The 16,637-nt window shown below is 63.3% G+C and carries 12 protein-coding genes, 1 tRNA gene and 1 pseudogene; all 14 read right to left on the reverse strand.

Features of this window, described 5'->3' with window-relative positions:
- On the reverse strand, positions 1–417 hold a 417-nt coding region (locus tag SOM39_RS18990; RefSeq protein WP_320459234.1), incomplete at its 3' end, for a GTP-binding protein.
- 52 nt (positions 418–469) lie between these two features.
- Positions 470–2,611 (reverse strand): elongation factor G, encoded by a 2,142-nt coding sequence (fusA, locus tag SOM39_RS18995; protein ID WP_184124906.1) that lies wholly within the window; start codon positions 2,609–2,611, stop codon positions 470–472.
- Between the two features lie 136 nt (positions 2,612–2,747).
- Positions 2,748–3,215: a 30S ribosomal protein S7 gene (gene rpsG, locus SOM39_RS19000; RefSeq protein ID WP_068849450.1), complete on the reverse strand. Its 468-nt coding sequence runs from the start codon at positions 3,213–3,215 to the stop codon at positions 2,748–2,750.
- Positions 3,216–3,227: 12 nt separating this feature from the next.
- Positions 3,228–3,602 (reverse strand): 30S ribosomal protein S12, encoded by a 375-nt coding sequence (rpsL, locus tag SOM39_RS19005; protein WP_025879344.1) that lies wholly within the window; start codon positions 3,600–3,602, stop codon positions 3,228–3,230.
- A gap of 297 nt (positions 3,603–3,899) precedes the next feature.
- Positions 3,900–8,141, reverse strand: a complete 4,242-nt coding sequence (gene rpoC / locus SOM39_RS19010) for a DNA-directed RNA polymerase subunit beta' (protein WP_068849448.1) — start codon at positions 8,139–8,141, stop codon at positions 3,900–3,902.
- Positions 8,142–8,230: 89 nt separating this feature from the next.
- The gene (rpoB, locus tag SOM39_RS19015; protein WP_184124902.1) at positions 8,231–12,385 is read right to left on the reverse strand and encodes a DNA-directed RNA polymerase subunit beta; all 4,155 of its coding nucleotides are present in this window, start codon (positions 12,383–12,385) and stop codon (positions 8,231–8,233) included.
- A gap of 291 nt (positions 12,386–12,676) precedes the next feature.
- Positions 12,677–13,042 carry a 50S ribosomal protein L7/L12 gene (rplL, locus tag SOM39_RS19020; protein ID WP_184124900.1) on the reverse strand — a complete coding sequence of 122 codons (366 nt, stop codon included), beginning with the start codon at positions 13,040–13,042 and terminating at the stop codon, positions 12,677–12,679.
- A 62-nt stretch (positions 13,043–13,104) separates the two neighbouring features.
- Positions 13,105–13,632 (reverse strand): 50S ribosomal protein L10, encoded by a 528-nt coding sequence (gene rplJ, locus SOM39_RS19025; RefSeq protein ID WP_217538918.1) that lies wholly within the window; start codon positions 13,630–13,632, stop codon positions 13,105–13,107.
- 333 nt (positions 13,633–13,965) lie between these two features.
- Positions 13,966–14,664: a 50S ribosomal protein L1 gene (gene rplA / locus SOM39_RS19030; protein WP_068849440.1), complete on the reverse strand. Its 699-nt coding sequence runs from the start codon at positions 14,662–14,664 to the stop codon at positions 13,966–13,968.
- Positions 14,665–14,668: 4 nt separating this feature from the next.
- Positions 14,669–15,097 carry a 50S ribosomal protein L11 gene (rplK, locus tag SOM39_RS19035; protein ID WP_068849438.1) on the reverse strand — a complete coding sequence of 143 codons (429 nt, stop codon included), beginning with the start codon at positions 15,095–15,097 and terminating at the stop codon, positions 14,669–14,671.
- Between the two features lie 199 nt (positions 15,098–15,296).
- The gene (gene nusG, locus SOM39_RS19040) at positions 15,297–15,857 is read right to left on the reverse strand and encodes a transcription termination/antitermination protein NusG (protein WP_068849436.1); all 561 of its coding nucleotides are present in this window, start codon (positions 15,855–15,857) and stop codon (positions 15,297–15,299) included.
- Between the two features lie 10 nt (positions 15,858–15,867).
- Entirely contained in the window at positions 15,868–16,272 is a 405-nt protein-coding gene (gene secE / locus SOM39_RS19045) for a preprotein translocase subunit SecE (protein WP_093534574.1), read from the reverse strand.
- A 44-nt stretch (positions 16,273–16,316) separates the two neighbouring features.
- Positions 16,317–16,392 (reverse strand) — tRNA-Trp (locus SOM39_RS19050).
- Between the two features lie 100 nt (positions 16,393–16,492).
- Positions 16,493–16,637: pseudogene (locus tag SOM39_RS19055) on the reverse strand (elongation factor Tu); the annotation flags it as partial.

Consider the following 16,637-nt stretch of genomic DNA (forward strand, 5'->3'; position numbering starts at 1 on the left):
GTCGGCCTTGTTCAGGAACACGACGATGTACGGCACGCCGACCTGGCGCGACAGCAGGATGTGCTCGCGGGTCTGCGGCATCGGGCCGTCAGCAGCCGAGCAGACCAGGATCGCGCCGTCCATCTGGGCAGCACCGGTGATCATGTTCTTGACGTAGTCAGCATGGCCCGGGCAATCGACGTGGGCGTAGTGACGCTCGGTGGATTCGTATTCGACGTGCGCGGTCGAGATCGTGATGCCACGTGCCTTTTCTTCCGGCGCGGCGTCGATCGCGGAGTAATCCTTGAATTCGCCACCGAAGCGCTCTGCGCCGATCTTGGTCAGCGCAGCAGTCAGCGTGGTCTTGCCATGATCGACGTGACCGATGGTGCCGACGTTGACGTGCGGCTTGGTGCGCTCGAACTTACCCTTTGCCATTGTTGTATACCTTGGATATCAGAAAGAGGGAGATGAAATCCTGAGCTTATGCTCAGGACTTCTTGATCACGGTGTCGGCGATGTTGCTCGGCGCCGGCTCGTAGTGGTCGAATTCCATCGTGAACGTTGCGCGACCCTGGGTCTGCGAACGCAGCGAGGTGGCGTAACCGAACATTTCACCCAGCGGGATCATCGCGTTGATGATGCTGGCCGAACCGTCACCGGTGGTGCTCGAACCCTGCAGCACGCCACGACGACGGCTCACGTCGCCCATCACGTCACCCTGGTAATCCTCCGGGGTAACGATCTCGACCTTCATGATCGGCTCGAGCAGCACCGGCTTGGCCTTGGCGAAGCCCTGCTTGAAGGCCATCGACGACGCCAGCTTGAACGCCATTTCCGAGGAGTCGACGTCATGGTAGGAGCCGAACACCAGCTTCACCTTCACGTCCACGACCGGGAAGCCAGCGAGCGGACCGCTGGTGATGGTTTCGCGCAGGCCCTTTTCGATCGACGGGATGAACTCCTTCGGAATCACGCCACCGGTGATGTCGTTGACGAACAGGAAATCGTCCTTGATGTTCGGCGCGATCTTCGGATCGGCACGGTCTTCAGCGGTGATCGGCGACAGCTCGATCACGACGTGACCGTACTGACCCTTACCACCGGACTGCTTGGCGTGCTTGTAATCCGACTTCACGTCGGCCAGCTGGATGGTTTCGCGGTAGGCCACCTGCGGCTTGCCGACGTTGGCTTCAACGTTGAATTCGCGCTTCATGCGGTCAACGATGATGTCCAGGTGCAGCTCGCCCATGCCCGAGATGATGGTCTGGCCGGATTCTTCGTCGGTCTTGACGCGGAACGACGGATCTTCCTGCGCCAGACGGCCCAGGGCCAGGCCCATCTTTTCCTGGTCCGACTTGGTCTTCGGTTCGACGGCCATCGAGATGACCGGCTCCGGGAACACCATGCGCTCCAGGATGATCGGGTGCTCCTGCGAGCACAGGGTGTCACCGGTGGTGGTGTCCTTCAGGCCCACGGCGGCGGCGATGTCACCGGCCAGCACTTCCTTGATCTCTTCGCGATCGTTGGAGTGCATCTGCAGGATGCGGCCGATGCGCTCCTTCTTGCCCTTCACCGAGTTCAGCAGCTGGTCGCCGGCGTTCAGCGTGCCCGAGTAGACACGGAAGAAGGTCAGCGCGCCCACGAACGGGTCGGTGATGATCTTGAAGGCCAGCGCCGAGAACGGTGCCTTGTCGTCGGACTTGCGGCTCAGCGCAACGGTTTCGTCATCGACGTCGGTACCGGTCACGTCCGGCACGTCGATCGGCGACGGCAGCAGCTGCACCACGCCGTCCAGCATGGCCTGCACGCCCTTGTTCTTGAACGCCGAGCCGCAGTACATCGGCACGATGTCGGTAGCCAGGGTGCGCACGCGCAGGGCTTCGATGATCTCGGCCTCGGTCAGCTCTTCGCCGCCCAGGTACTTTTCCATCAGCTCTTCGCTGGCTTCAGCCGCGGCTTCGATCATGAAGGTGCGCGCCTCTTCGGCGGCGTCCTTCATCTCGGCCGGGATCTCCAGGTACTCGAACTTCATGCCCTGCGAGGCTTCATCCCAATGGATGGCCTTCATCTTGATCAGGTCGACGACGCCCTTGAAGCCTTCTTCAGCGCCGATCGGCAGCTGCATCGGCACGGCGGTGGCGCCGAGCTTGGCCTTCAGCTGGCCAACGACCTTGGTGAAGTTGGCGCCGGTGCGGTCCATCTTGTTGACGAACGCGATGCGCGGCACCTTGTACCGGTTGGCCTGGCGCCACACGGTTTCGGACTGCGGCTGCACGCCACCGACGGCGCACAGCACGAACACCGCACCGTCGAGCACGCGCAGCGAGCGCTCCACTTCGATGGTGAAGTCGACGTGCCCGGGGGTGTCGATGATGTTGAAGCGGTGCTCCGGCAGGGACTTGTCCATGCCCTTCCAGAACGCGGTGGTGGCAGCGGACTGGATCGTGATGCCACGCTCCTGCTCCTGCTCCATCCAGTCCATGGTGGCGGCGCCGTCGTGCACTTCACCGATCTTGTGGCTCTTGCCGGTGTAGAACAGGATGCGCTCGGACGTGGTGGTCTTGCCGGCATCGATGTGGGCCATGATGCCGAAATTGCGGTAACGCTCGATGGGAGTGGTGCGGGCCACGGGAGCCTCTCAATTTCTTGGAATTCGGATGGCCGAACGCCGCCTTTCGGCGGCCTTCGGATTGGCGCAGCCCTTCTGGGGCCGCGAGGCAGCACCTTAATGGTGCTGCCGTGCCTGTTTTACAAGGCCGTCAAACTCACCAGCGGTAGTGGGCGAAGGCCTTGTTGGCTTCGGCCATGCGGTGGGTTTCTTCGCGCTTCTTGATGGCGCCACCACGGTTTTCCGAGGCATCCAGCAGTTCTGCAGCCAGCTTCTTCGGCATGGTGTTTTCACCACGCTTGCGGGCGGAGTCGATCAGCCAGCGCATGGCCAGGGCCATCTTGCGCGACGAACGCACTTCGACCGGCACCTGGTAGGTCGCACCGCCGACGCGGCGGGACTTCACTTCGACCGACGGAGCCACGTTGTCCAGAGCCTTCTGCACCAGCTCGATGGAGTTCGGGTTCTTTTCGCTGATCACGTCCATGGCGCCATAGACGATCTTTTCAGCGACCGACTTCTTGCCGCTCAGCATCACCATGTTGATGAAGCGCGCGATGGTTTCACTTCCGTGCTTCGGATCCGGCAGGACAGAGCGCTGCGGCGTATTACCTTTACGAGACATGTGTACTTTCCCTTAGCTCTTCGGACGCTTGGCGCCGTACTTGGAACGGCCCTGGCGACGCTTGGCAACGCCCGAGGCGTCCAGCGAGCCACGCACGGTGTGGTAACGCACACCCGGCAGGTCCTTGACGCGACCGCCACGGATGAGGACCACGGAGTGCTCCTGCAGGTTGTGGCCTTCGCCACCGATGTAGCTGATGACCTCTTCCTGGTTGGTCAGGCGGACCTTGGCAACCTTGCGGAGCGCCGAGTTCGGCTTCTTCGGGGTGGTGGTGTACACGCGCGTGCAGACGCCACGGCGCTGGGGGCACTTTTCAAGAGCCGGGGAGGCACTCTTGTAAGTGGTTGCCTGCCGCGGCTTGCGGACAAGCTGATTGATCGTCGCCATCAGTAAGTTCTTCTGAGAGAGGCCCGGTGAAAAACAGGCCATGAATGCGGATATGTGCGAGCAGGCGAGAAACCGGCCTGCTGAGACAGACGATTGTAGCAACCCGGCGAAAACGCAGTCAACCGCGCGCACGCCAAGCCGACCCTGATCCCGGGCCGTTACAGGGGAGCCTTTTCCATGCCCCCCGTTCAGGTTGTCAAACCGGCCCCCTTTCGAGGACCGGCCGGCATCCTACCCCATCGGTGGCGATTGCGCCACCGCCGAGGGTGGTCCGGCCAGAAGGCCGGACCGGATCCATCACTCGTCCGCGGCCGATTCGGCTTCGGTCGATTCCACCGCCACCGGGGCTGCCGGCGCCACTTCAGCCACCGCCGGCGCGCCGCCGGACAGGGTCTGCATTTCCGACTCGGTCAGCCCGGAGGCGTTGCGACGACGGTTGGCGTGGTACGCCAGGCCGGTACCGGCCGGGATCAGGCGGCCGACGATGACGTTTTCCTTCAGGCCGCGCAGGTTGTCCGAGGTGCCGCGGACGGCAGCTTCGGTCAGCACGCGGGTGGTTTCCTGGAACGAGGCCGCCGAGATGAACGATTCGGTGGCCAGCGATGCCTTGGTGATGCCCAGCAGGACCGGGTCGAAACGGGCGATCAGCTCGTTGCGGGTGGTCAGGCGTGCATTTTCCTCGATGACGCGCTGGCGCTCGGCCTGCTCGCCATTCAGGAACTTGCTGCTGCCCTGGTCGGTGATCTCGACCTTGCGCAGCATCTGGCGGGTGATCACTTCAATGTGCTTGTCGTTGATCTTCACGCCCTGCAGGCGGTACACGTCCTGGATTTCCTTCACCAGGTAAGCGGCCAGCGGCTCGACACCCAGCAGGCGCAGGATGTCCTGCGGGCTCGGCTCGCCGTCCACGATGGTTTCGCCCTTGGTCACGTGCTCGCCTTCGAACACGATCACCTGGCGGTACTTCGGGATCAGTTCTTCGTGTTCCGAACCATCGGTGTCCTTGATGATCAGGCGCTGCTTGCCCTTGGTGTCCTTGCCGAAGCTGATGATGCCCGAACGCTCGGCCAGGATCGCCGGATCCTTCGGCTTGCGCGCTTCGAACAGATCGGCCACGCGCGGCAGACCACCGGTGATGTCGCGGGTCTTGGACGCTTCCTGCGGGATCTTGGCAACCACGTCGCCCACGCCGACGGCGGCGCCGTCCTGCAGGTTGACGATGGAACGCGGCGGCAGCAGGTACTGGGCCGGCAGATCGGTGTTCGGGATGGTCAGGTCATTGCCCTTGGCATCCACGATACGCACGATCGGGCGCAGCTCCTTGGCCTGCGAGCCACGACGCTTCGGGTCGGTGATTTCGCGCGAAGCCAGGCCGGTCAGTTCGTCGGTCTTCTCGATGACGGTGACGCCGTCGATGAAATCGATGAAGCGGATGAAACCGGCCACTTCGGACACGATCGGGTGGTTATGCGGATCCCAGTTGGCCACGGTCTGGCCAGCCTTCACTGCATCGCCATCCTTGGACGCGATCATCGAGCCGTACGGCAGCTTGTAACGCTCACGCTCACGGCCGTGGGCATCGAGCACCGAGATTTCACCCGAGCGCGAGACCGCCACCAGCGAACCGCTGGCGTGTTCGACGGACTTGAGGTTGTTGAACTTCACCGAACCGGTGGTCTTGACCGTGATGTTGTCCACGGCTGCCGCACGCGATGCCGCACCACCGATGTGGAACGTACGCATGGTCAGCTGGGTACCCGGTTCACCGATCGACTGCGCGGCGATGACGCCCACCGCTTCACCGATGTTGACCAGGTGGCCACGGGCCAGGTCGCGACCGTAGCAGTGGCCGCACACGCCGAACGCCGATTCGCAGCTGATCGTGGAGCGCACCTTGATGCTCTGCACGCCGGCGTCTTCCAGCTTGGCCACCCAGGCTTCGTCGAGCAGGGTGTTTCGGGTCACGATCGGATCTTCGTCGTTGCCCGGCAGGAACACGTCCTCGGCCACGACACGACCCAGCACGCGGTCCTTCAACGGCTCCACGACGTCGCCGCCTTCCACGATCGGGGTCATGGTCAGGCCTTCGGAGGTACCGCAATCCACCTCGGTGATGACCACGTCCTGCGCCACGTCCACCAGACGACGGGTCAGGTAACCCGAGTTGGCGGTCTTCAGCGCGGTATCGGCCAGACCCTTACGGGCACCGTGGGTGGAGTTGAAGTACTCCTGCACGTTCAGGCCTTCACGGAAGTTCGCCTTGATGGGCGTTTCGATGATCGAGCCATCCGGACGGGCCATCAGGCCACGCATGCCGGCCAGCTGGCGGATCTGCGCCTGCGAACCACGGGCACCGGAGTCGGCCATGATGTACAGCGAATTCATCGACTTCTGGTCGATGGTCTCGCCCTTGGCGTTGACGACCTTCTCGGTACCGATGGTGTCCATCATCGCCTTGGCGATGCGTTCATTGGTACGCGACCAGATGTCGACCACCTTGTTGTAGCGCTCGCCGGCGGTGACCAGGCCCGACTGGTACTGCTCCTGGATTTCCAGCACTTCGGCTTCGGCCTCGGTGAGGATGCCGCGCTTCTCGTCCGGGATCAGCATGTCGTCGATACCGATCGACACGCCCGCACGGGTTGCGTAGGCAAAGCCGGTGTACATCAGCTTGTCGGCGAACACGACCGTGTCCTTCAAGCCCAGCTGGCGGTAGCTGGAGTTGATCAGGCGGCTGATGTTCTTCTTGGTCAGCTCGGTGTTGGCCAGCGCGAACGGCAGGCCTTCCGGCAGGATTTCGGCCAGCAGGGCGCGACCGATCGTGGTGTCCACGATCGAGGTCTTGTTCTGCTTGTCGCCGTTCTCGTCGGTCACCACTTCGGTGATGCGGACCTTGACCTTGGCGTGCAGTTCCACCACGCGGTTGTCATAGGCACGCTTCACTTCGGCGATGTTGGCGAAGGCCATGCCCTCGCCCTTCTTGTTTTCCAGGGCGCGGGTCATGTAGTACAGACCCAGCACCACGTCCTGCGACGGCACGATGATCGGCTCGCCGTTGGCCGGCGACAGGATGTTGTTGGTGGACATCATCAGCGCACGCGCTTCCAGCTGGGCTTCCAGCGAGAGCGGCACGTGGACGGCCATCTGGTCACCGTCGAAGTCGGCGTTGAACGCGGTGCAGACCAGCGGGTGCAGCTGGATGGCCTTGCCTTCGATCAGCACCGGCTCGAACGCCTGGATGCCCAGGCGGTGCAGGGTCGGCGCACGGTTCAGCATCACCGGGTGTTCGCGGATGACCTCTTCCAGGATGTCCCAGACTTCGGCTTCTTCGCGCTCGACCAGCTTCTTGGCGGCCTTGATGGTGGTGGCCAGGCCACGACGCTGCAGCTTGGCGAACACGAACGGCTTGAACAGCTCAAGCGCCATCTTCTTCGGCAGGCCGCACTGGTGCAGGCGCAGGTACGGACCGACCACGATGACCGAACGGCCCGAGTAGTCGACGCGCTTGCCCAGCAGGTTCTGGCGGAAGCGGCCCTGCTTGCCCTTGATCATGTCGGCCAGCGACTTCAGCGGGCGCTTGTTGGTGCCGGTAATGGCACGGCCGCGGCGGCCGTTGTCCAGCAGCGCATCGACCGATTCCTGCAGCATGCGCTTTTCATTGCGCACGATGATGTCCGGCGCGTTCAGCTCGAGCAGGCGGCGCAGGCGGTTGTTGCGGTTGATGACGCGGCGGTACAGGTCGTTCAGGTCGGAAGTCGCGAAGCGGCCACCGTCCAGCGGCACCAGCGGACGCAGGTCCGGCGGCAGCACCGGCAGCACGGTCATGACCATCCATTCCGGGCGGTTGCCCGACTCCAGGAAGGCTTCGACCAGCTTGATGCGCTTGGTGAGGCGCTTGAGCTTGGTTTCCGAACCGGTGCTGGCGATTTCCTCGCGCAGGCGGGTCATTTCCGACTGCAGGTCGATGGTGCGCAGCAGTTCGTACACGGCCTCGGCGCCCATGGCGGCGTCGAAGTCGTCGCCGTGTTCCTGGCGTGCCTGCAGGTACTGTTCTTCGGTCAGCAGCTGGCGGCGCTCCAGGGCGGTCAGGCCCGGCTCGGTCACCACGTAGGCTTCGAAGTACAGCACGCGCTCGATGTCACGCAGGGTCATGTCCAGCATCAGGCCGATGCGCGACGGCAGCGACTTGAGGAACCAGATGTGCGCGACCGGCGAGGCCAGGTCGATGTGGCCCATGCGCTCGCGGCGCACCTTGGCCAGGGTCACTTCGGTGCCGCACTTTTCGCAGACCACGCCACGGTGCTTCATGCGCTTGTACTTGCCGCACAGGCACTCGTAGTCCTTGACCGGCCCGAAGATGGCGGCGCAGAACAGGCCGTCACGCTCCGGCTTGAAGGTACGGTAGTTGATGGTTTCCGGCTTCTTCACTTCGCCGAAGGACCACGAACGGATCAGGTCCGGCGAAGCCAGCGCGATCTTGATCGCGTCGAAGTCCAGCGTCTGGCGCTGCTGGTTGAAGAGGTTGAGCAGGTCTTTCATGGTGTTTCTCCGAAAGGAGGAAATCTTGTCGATGGGGCTGTCAGGTCACATCCGGCGGCGCGGCTGCCGGGGCAGCCGCGCCTGCACGATCAGTTGTCTTCCAGTTCCATGTTGATGGCCAGCGAGCGGATTTCCTTCACGAGCACGTTGAAGGATTCCGGCATGCCCGCGACCATCTCGTGCTCACCGTCGACGATGTTCTTGTACATCTGGTTGCGGCCCTGCACGTCATCGGACTTCACCGTCAGCATTTCCTGCAGGGTGTAGGCCGCGCCGTAGGCTTCCAGCGCCCAGACTTCCATTTCACCGAAGCGCTGGCCACCGAACTGCGCCTTGCCGCCCAGCGGCTGCTGGGTGACGAGCGAGTACGGACCGGTCGAACGGGCGTGCATCTTGTCGTCGACCAGGTGGTTCAGCTTCAGGTAGTGCATGTAGCCCACGGTGGTGTGGCGATCGAATGCCTCACCGGTACGACCGTCATACAGCTGGGTCTGGCCGCTGAGCGGCAGGTCAGCCAGGGCAAGCATGTGCTTGATTTCAGCTTCGGTGGCACCGTCGAACACCGGGGTGGCCATCGGCACGCCGTCGGTGAGGTTGCCGGCCAGGCGCAGCAGCTCCTCGTCGCTGAACTGGGTCAGGTCGACGTGGTTGGCATGCTGGGTCTTGTCGTGGTTGTACACGTCGTCCAGGAACTTGCGCAGGTCGTTGATCGCGGCCTGTGCCTCGAGCATGCCCTGGATCTTGCGGCCCAGGCCCTTGGCGGCCCAGCCCAGGTGCACTTCCAGGATCTGGCCGATGTTCATGCGCGACGGCACGCCCAGCGGGTTCAGCACGATGTCCACGGTCTCGCCCGAGGCCATGTACGGCATGTCCTCGACCGGCACCACGTTGGAGACCACACCCTTGTTGCCGTGGCGGCCTGCCATCTTGTCGCCCGGCTGGATGCGGCGCTTCACGGCCAGGAACACCTTGACCATCTTCAGCACGCCCGGGGCGAGGTCGTCGCCGGCGGTGATCTTGCCGCGCTTGTCGGCGAAGCGACGCTCGAACTCCTTCTCGTGCGCCTGGATCTGCTTCTGGGCGCGTTCGATGGCTTCGGAAGCGTCGTCGTCCTTCATGCGCAGCACGAACCAGTCAGCCTTCTTCAGGCCGTCCAGGTAGGCGTCGGTGATGGTGTCGCCCTTCTTCAGGTTGGCACCGCCGTTGGCGACCTTGCCCACGATCTGCGAGCGCAGGCGTGCGTAGATGGCGCCTTCCAGGATGCGGAACTGGTCGTCGAAGTCCTTCTTGACGCGCTTGATCTCGCTTTCCTCGATCTGGCGCGCACGCTTGTCCTTCTCGATGCCGTCGCGGGTGAAGACCTGCACGTCGATGACGGTGCCGTCCATGCCCGGCGGCACGCGCAGCGAGCTGTCCTTCACGTCCGACGCCTTCTCACCGAAGATCGCGCGCAGCAGCTTCTCTTCCGGGGTCAGCTGGCTTTCGCCCTTCGGGGTGACCTTGCCGACCATGATGTCGCCGGCGCGCACTTCGGCACCGATGTACACCACGCCCGACTCATCCAGGCGGTTCAGCGCCTGCTCGGACACGTTCGGGATGTCGGCGGAGATTTCCTCCGGCCCCAGCTTGGTGTCACGCGCGACGCAGGTCAGCTCTTCGATGTGGATCGTGGTGTAACGATCTTCTTCCACCACGCGCTCGGAGAGCAGGATGGAGTCTTCGAAGTTGTAGCCGTTCCACGGCATGAAGGCGATCAGCATGTTCTGGCCCAGGGCCAGTTCGCCGATGTCGGTGGACGGACCATCGGCCAGCACATCGCCACGCGCCACCACGTTGCCCACTTCCACCAGCGGACGCTGGTTGATGCAGGTGTTCTGGTTGGAACGGGTGTACTTGATCAGGTTGTAGATATCCACGCCGGCATCGCTGGCGTCGGTGATTTCCACTTCGTTGACCTTGACCACGATGCGGCCGGCGTCGATCTGCACGATCTCGCCGCCACGGCGGGCGTTCACGGTCACACCCGAGTCACGGGCCACGGCGCGTTCGATACCGGTACCCACCAGCGGCTTCTGCGCACGCAGGGTCGGCACGGCCTGGCGCTGCATGTTGGCGCCCATCAGTGCACGGTTGGCGTCATCGTGTTCCAGGAACGGAACCAGCGCGGCGGCGATCGACACGGTCTGCATCGGCGAGACGTCCATGAAGTGGACTTCCGCCGGCGGCTTCAGCAGCGACTCACCCTGGAACCGGCACGGCACGAACTGCTCGGTGAGCATGCTCTTGGCGTCGGTCAGGGCGTTGGCCTGGGCGATGACGTATTCGTTTTCTTCAATGGCCGACAGGAACTCAATCTCGTCGGAGACCTTGCCGTCGTGCACCTTGCGGTACGGGGTTTCCAGGAAGCCGTACTGGTTGGTGCGGGCGTACACGGCCAGCGAGTTGATCAGGCCGATGTTCGGGCCTTCCGGGGTTTCGATGGTGCAGACGCGGCCGTAATGGGTCGGGTGCACGTCGCGCACTTCGAAGCCGGCGCGCTCACGGGTCAGGCCGCCCGGGCCCAGGGCCGAGACGCGACGCTTGTGGGTGACTTCCGACAGCGGGTTGTTCTGATCCATGAACTGCGACAGCTGCGAGGAGCCGAAGAACTCCTTGATGGCAGCGGCAACCGGCTTGGCGTTGATCAGTTCCTGCGGGGTCAGGCCTTCGGATTCGGCCATCGACAGGCGCTCCTTGACCGCGCGCTCGACGCGGACCAGGCCCACGCGGAACACGTTTTCGGCCATTTCGCCGACCGAACGCACGCGACGGTTGCCCAGGTGATCGATGTCATCGACCACGCCGCGACCGTTGCGGATCTCGGTGAGGACCTTGATCACGTCCAGGATGTCGGAGCTGTCGCCGTGCTCGGCGACCAGGCGCTTGGACTCTTCGTCGTTGCGCTCGCCGAAGTACTTGCGGTCGTACAGCACCGCTTCACCGGTGACTTCCTTGCGGCCGACACGACGGTTGAACTTCATGCGGCCAACCGTGGACAGGTCGTAGCGCTCGAAGGTGAAGAACAGGTTGTGGAACAGGTTCTGCGCGGCGTCCTTGGTCGGCGGCTCGCCCGGACGCATCATGCGATAGATTTCGACCAGCGCTTCGAGCTGGGTCTTGGTCGGATCGATGCGCAGGGTGTTGGACAGGTACGGGCCACGATCCAGATCGTTCACCCACAGGGTGCCCACGGCATCCACGCCGGCCTTGCGGAAGGCCTGCAGCTGCTCGTCGGTGATTTCGTCGTTGGCCTGGGCCAGCAGTTCGCCGGTGCTCGCGTCGACCACGTCGTGGGACAGGATGCGGCCGACGATGTAATCGTCCGGCACGGCCAGGGCGGCAATGCCCGAGGCTTCCAGCTGCTTCACGTGGCGCGCGGTGATGCGCTTGCCGGCTTCGACGATGACCTTGTCGCCGTCGGCCAGGTCGAAGTTCAGGGTCTCGCCGCGCAGGCGCTCGGAGACCAGTTCGAGCTGCACGCCCTCATCGGGATTGATGTGGAAGGTGTTGATCTCGAAGAACTCGGCCAGCATCTCTTCGTTGCTGTAGCCCAGCGCACGCAGCAGGATCGACACCGGCAGCTTGCGGCGACGGTCGATACGGGTGAACAGCGCGTCCTTCGGGTCGAACTCGAAGTCCAGCCAGGAGCCGCGGTACGGGATGATGCGGGCGCTGTACAGCAGCTTGCCCGAGCTGTGGGTCTTGCCACGGTCGTGGTCGAAGAACACGCCCGGCGAACGGTGCAGCTGCGAGACGATGACGCGCTCGGTGCCGTTGACGATGAAGGTGCCGTTGTCGGTCATCAGCGGGATTTCGCCGAGATAGACCTCCTGCTCCTTCACGTACTTGATGGCCTTGGTGGACGACTCGCGGTCGTAGATCACCAGGCGCACGGTCACGCGCAGCGGCGCGCCGTAGCTCATGCCACGCTGGCGGCATTCACGCTCGTCGAAGACCGGGTCGCCCAGCTTGTAGCCCACGTATTCCAGCGCAGCGTTGCCGCTGTAGCTGGCGATCGGGAACACCGACTTCAGGGCCGCGTGCAGGCCGAGATCACGGCGCTTGGCCGGATCCACGTTTTCCTGCAGGAATTCGCGGTAGGAATCCACCTGGATGGCGAGCAGGAACGGCACTTCGAGGATCGAGCGCTGCTTGCCGAAATCCTTGCGGATACGCTTTTTTTCGGTGAACGAATATGACGTCATGGGGTCTCACCTTGGCTGTGCGGGCCCCGCCATGGAGGCGTGGCCCGAAGGGAACATGAAAATTGTCAGTTGGAAGTCGCTGGTATTGCCGGCACCAGCACGCCTTCTCCCGCTACTTCCAACTGCCAACTCGTCGCCGGTGAAGCATCCGACTAACAGTCGGATCTACCGGTCGAATTGGCGCGGACCGGACATGCATCCGGCCTTACCGCAATAACGACCAAAGGCCGGGGGCTTACGCCCCCAGCCTTTGCTGCATCGCCGTGATTCGATGGCGACGCAAGGAGCTGCTTACTTGACTTCGACAGTCGCGCCGACAGCTTCCAGGTCCTTCTTCATCTTCTCGGCTTCTTCCTTCGTAGCCGATTCCTTCAGGACGCCACCGGCTTCGGTGAGGTCCTTGGCTTCCTTCAGGCCCAGGCCGGTGATGGCGCGGACAGCCTTGATGACGTCGACCTTCTTGTCGCCGGCGCTCTTCAGCGACACGGTGAATTCGGTCTGTTCTTCAACGGCAGCAGCCGGGCCAGCAGCGGCAACGGCAACCGGGGCAGCGGCGGAAACGCCGAACTTTTCTTCGATGGCCTTCACCAGTTCCATGACTTCCATCAGGGACTTGGCGGCAATGGCTTCAACGATCTGGTCGGTGGTAAGGGACATTTTGAATACCTTTGGATAATTTTCTGGGTTCAGGTTCCATCAGGAACCACGTAAACAGCGACTCAGGCGGTTTCGGCAGCCGGCTCGGCGGCGACAGCGCCACCTTCCTGCTTCTCGCCAACGGCCTTGACGGCACGGGCGAACATCGTGACCGGTTCGCACAGGACACGGGCCAGCATGGCCAGGGCCTGATCGCGGGTCGGCAACGAGGCCAGCACGTCAACGTGGCTTGCCGGGAACACTTCGCCACCGATCACAACCAGCTGCGGCTGCAGCTTGTCGTTGGTCTTGGCAGCTTCCTTGATGACGCGGCCGGCAGCGCCGGGCTCGTCGAGCGAGAACGCGAGCAGCATCGGACCGACGAACTTGGCCCCTGCGGATTCGAATTCAGTACCCTTCACCGCACGTTCGGCCAGGGTGTTCTTGACAACTTTCAAGAACACGCCTTCCTTACGGGCCTGTTCGCGCATCTTGGTGATCTGCGCGACCGTGGTGCCGGCGTAATGTGCTGCAATCAAGGAGTGAGCCTTGGCAGCGACTTCCGCGACCTCGGCCACTACTACTTGCTTCTGGGACAGATTGAGAGCCATTGCACTCCTCCAATTGAACTCCGCTTACGGCTCCTGCCGTGCGCGGTCCTGGGCGGCATCCGTCCTGGACGCCGGGAACATCGGGACGATGTTCCAAGGGTGGGCCGTTCTAGACCTGGATGGCCAACCTGGGTGAACCCAGACGTGCGAGAACCAGAAAACTCCAGAAGGGCACCATCTACGCAGGGTGATCCCCGGGGGAATCGATTAAGCGGCCGGCCTGCGCCCACCACCCCTGCGGTCTTTGACGGCTATCGTCGCGGGACGGGCCCGTTCGGATTGCCTTCAAATGTCACGGATACGCGGCCGGAACCGCGTACCCGCTTCAAACGATTACTTCAGGGTCAGCGACGACTGGTCGACGGTGACGCCCGGGCCCATCGTCGAGCTGACCGAAACCTTCTGCAGGTAGGTGCCCTTCGAGGTAGCCGGCTTGGCCTTGATCAGGTCCAGCAGCAGCGCCTGCAGGTTCGACTTCAGCGCGTCTTCGGCGAAGTCGGCCTTGCCGATGGTGCAGTGGATGATGCCGGCCTTGTCGGTGCGGTAACGCACCTGACCCGACTTGGCGTTCTTGACGGCTTCGCCCGGGTTGGCCGACACGGTGCCGACCTTCGGGTTCGGCATCAGGCCGCGCGGGCCGAGCACGGTGCCCAGCTTACCCACGACGCGCATGGCGTCCGGGGTGGCGATGACGACGTCATAGTTCAGATCGCCGGCCTGCATCTTCTCGGCCAGGTCGTCCATGCCGACGGCTTCGGCGCCAGCGGCCAGGGCTTCGTCAGCCTTGGCACCGGCCGGTGCGAACACCGCAACGCGCACGCTCTTGCCGGTACCGGCCGGCAGCACGGTCGAACCGCGCACCTGCTGGTCGGACTTCTTGGCGTCCACGCCCAGGCGCACGGCGACGTCGAAGGACTCGACGAACTTGGCCTTGGTGGCGGTCTTCAGGATCTTGATCGCGTCCTCGAAGGCGTAAGCCTTGCCCGGGACGACTGCGGCCTGGATGGCCTTCTCACGCTTGGTCTGTGCCATCTTCTTAACCCTCTACCACAAGGCCCATGGAACGGGCAGAACCAGCGATCGTACGCACGGCGGCGTCCAGGTCGGCGGCCGTCAGGTCAGCTTCCTTCGCCTTGGCGATCTCTTCCAGCTGCTTGCGGGTCACCTTGCCCACCTTGTCGGTGTTCGGGCGCTTGGAGCCCGAGCTCACGCCAGCGGCCTTCTTCAGCAGCGTGGTGGCCGGGGTGCTCTTGGTGATGAAGGTGAACGTACGGTCCGAATAGGCCGTGATGATCACCGGAACCGGCAGGCCCGGCTCGAGCTTCTGCGTGGCGGCATTGAAGGCCTTGCAGAATTCCATGATGTTCAGGCCACGCTGACCCAGCGCGGGACCGACCGGCGGCGAGGGGTTGGCCTGACCGGCCTTCACCTGCAGCTTGATGTAACCAATTACTTTCTTTGCCATGTGAATACTCTCCGGGTGCTAGCGCCTTGCGACCACAGGCTCCCCATCGGACCGGGAATCTCGCGTCCCGGCGTCGCGTTTTTGAATTCATGCAGAAGGCCACCTCGCGGCGGCCCTTTGCTTTTGCCAGCTTCCTGGCAGGAAGCCGCGCACTATATCAGATTTTCAGGCCGCCGCGTGAACAGGCGCGGCCGTCGGATCAGGTGGCCTTTTCGACCTGGCCGAACTCGAGCTCGACCGGGGTGGCACGACCGAAGATCAGCACCGAGACGCGCAGGCGGCTCTTCTCGTAGTTGACCTCTTCGACCACGCCGTTGAAGTCGTTGAACGGGCCTTCGGTGACGCGGACCATCTGGCCCGGCTCGAACAGCACCTTCGGACGGGGCTTTTCGACACCTTCCTGAACGCGGTTCAGGATGGCCTCGGCCTCGTGATCGGCGATCGGCAGCGGACGATCGGCGGTGCCGCCGATGAAGCCCAGCACCTTGGGCGTTTCCTTGACCAGATGCCAGCTTTCGCTCTCGATCCGGGGAATGCCGTTCTCTTCGTGCGTCTCGATCTGGACCAGGACGTAACCGGGGAAGAACTTGCGCTCGGAACGGCGCTTCTGGCCGGAACGCATTTCAACCACTTCCTCGGTCGGGACGAGGACGTCACCGAAGAATTCCTGCTTCTCGTTACGCTCGATGCGGCCGCGCAGGTCCTGCGCCACCGACTTTTCGAAGCCTGAATAGGCGTGAACGACATACCAACGCTTCACAGGTTTCTCCTTATCGACCCAGGAACAACTGGATCGCTTTCTGAATCAAGAAATCAAAGCCGCCGAGCAGCAGGCTGAGGATGATCACCACGACCATCACCACCCAGGTCATGCGGATGGCTTCCTGGCGCGTCGGCCAGACCACCTTGCGCAGCTCGAAGCGGGATTCGGAAAGGAACTCACGGGTGTCACGACCCTTGGCGGTCAGCATGAACACGCCGAAACCGGCAGCAAGGCCGATGGCGACACCCAGGCCACGCAGGGGACCGGACCAGGCATTCTGGGCCGCATGCTCGGGCATGCCGAACCAGAACCACGCAAAAAGACCCGCAAGTGCCAGGAGCACTGCGGCGGCGTATTTGACGATGTCACCCCCGGTGGAGGTGTCCTTGGAATGCTCGATCTTGCTGTTCATCCGGCTCTGGCTGCTGAGGCGGCATGGCCGCTGGAAGGGAGAAGTGGCACGCCAGGAGGGACTCGAACCCCCAACCTGCGGTTTTGGAGACCGCTGCTCTGCCAATTGAGCTACTGGCGTACTGAAAAAACTGCCTTCCCTGAGACGGCGAAGGCGGACCGAGGTTCCCGGCCCGCCGTTCGCGAGACCGGCAGCGCTGTGCTGCCGCCGGTAGTGCAGATTACTTGATGATCTTGGAGACCACGCCGGCGCCGACGGTACGGCCACCTTCACGAATCGCGAAGCGCAGGCCTTCGTCCATGGCGACCGGGTTGATCAGGGTCACGACCATCTTCACGTTGTCACCCGGCATCACCATCTCGACG

This window comes from Stenotrophomonas sp. CFBP8994 (assembly GCF_034044835.1).
Taxonomy (GTDB): Bacteria; Pseudomonadota; Gammaproteobacteria; order Xanthomonadales; family Xanthomonadaceae; genus Stenotrophomonas; species Stenotrophomonas rhizophila_A.

Coding starts and splice junctions, on each gene's coding strand:
- rplJ (WP_217538918.1), bottom strand. CDS start 13,632: ATGGCTCTCAATCTGTCCCAGAAGCAAGTAGTAGTGGCCGAGGTCGCG.
- rpoB (WP_184124902.1), bottom strand. CDS start 12,385: ATGACGTCATATTCGTTCACCGAAAAAAAGCGTATCCGCAAGGATTTC.
- secE (WP_093534574.1), bottom strand. CDS start 16,272: ATGAACAGCAAGATCGAGCATTCCAAGGACACCTCCACCGGGGGTGAC.
- rplA (WP_068849440.1), bottom strand. CDS start 14,664: ATGGCACAGACCAAGCGTGAGAAGGCCATCCAGGCCGCAGTCGTCCCG.
- rpoC (WP_068849448.1), bottom strand. CDS start 8,141: ATGAAAGACCTGCTCAACCTCTTCAACCAGCAGCGCCAGACGCTGGAC.
- rplL (WP_184124900.1), bottom strand. CDS start 13,042: ATGTCCCTTACCACCGACCAGATCGTTGAAGCCATTGCCGCCAAGTCC.
- rpsG (WP_068849450.1), bottom strand. CDS start 3,215: ATGTCTCGTAAAGGTAATACGCCGCAGCGCTCTGTCCTGCCGGATCCG.
- rplK (WP_068849438.1), bottom strand. CDS start 15,097: ATGGCAAAGAAAGTAATTGGTTACATCAAGCTGCAGGTGAAGGCCGGT.
- rpsL (WP_025879344.1), bottom strand. CDS start 3,602: ATGGCGACGATCAATCAGCTTGTCCGCAAGCCGCGGCAGGCAACCACT.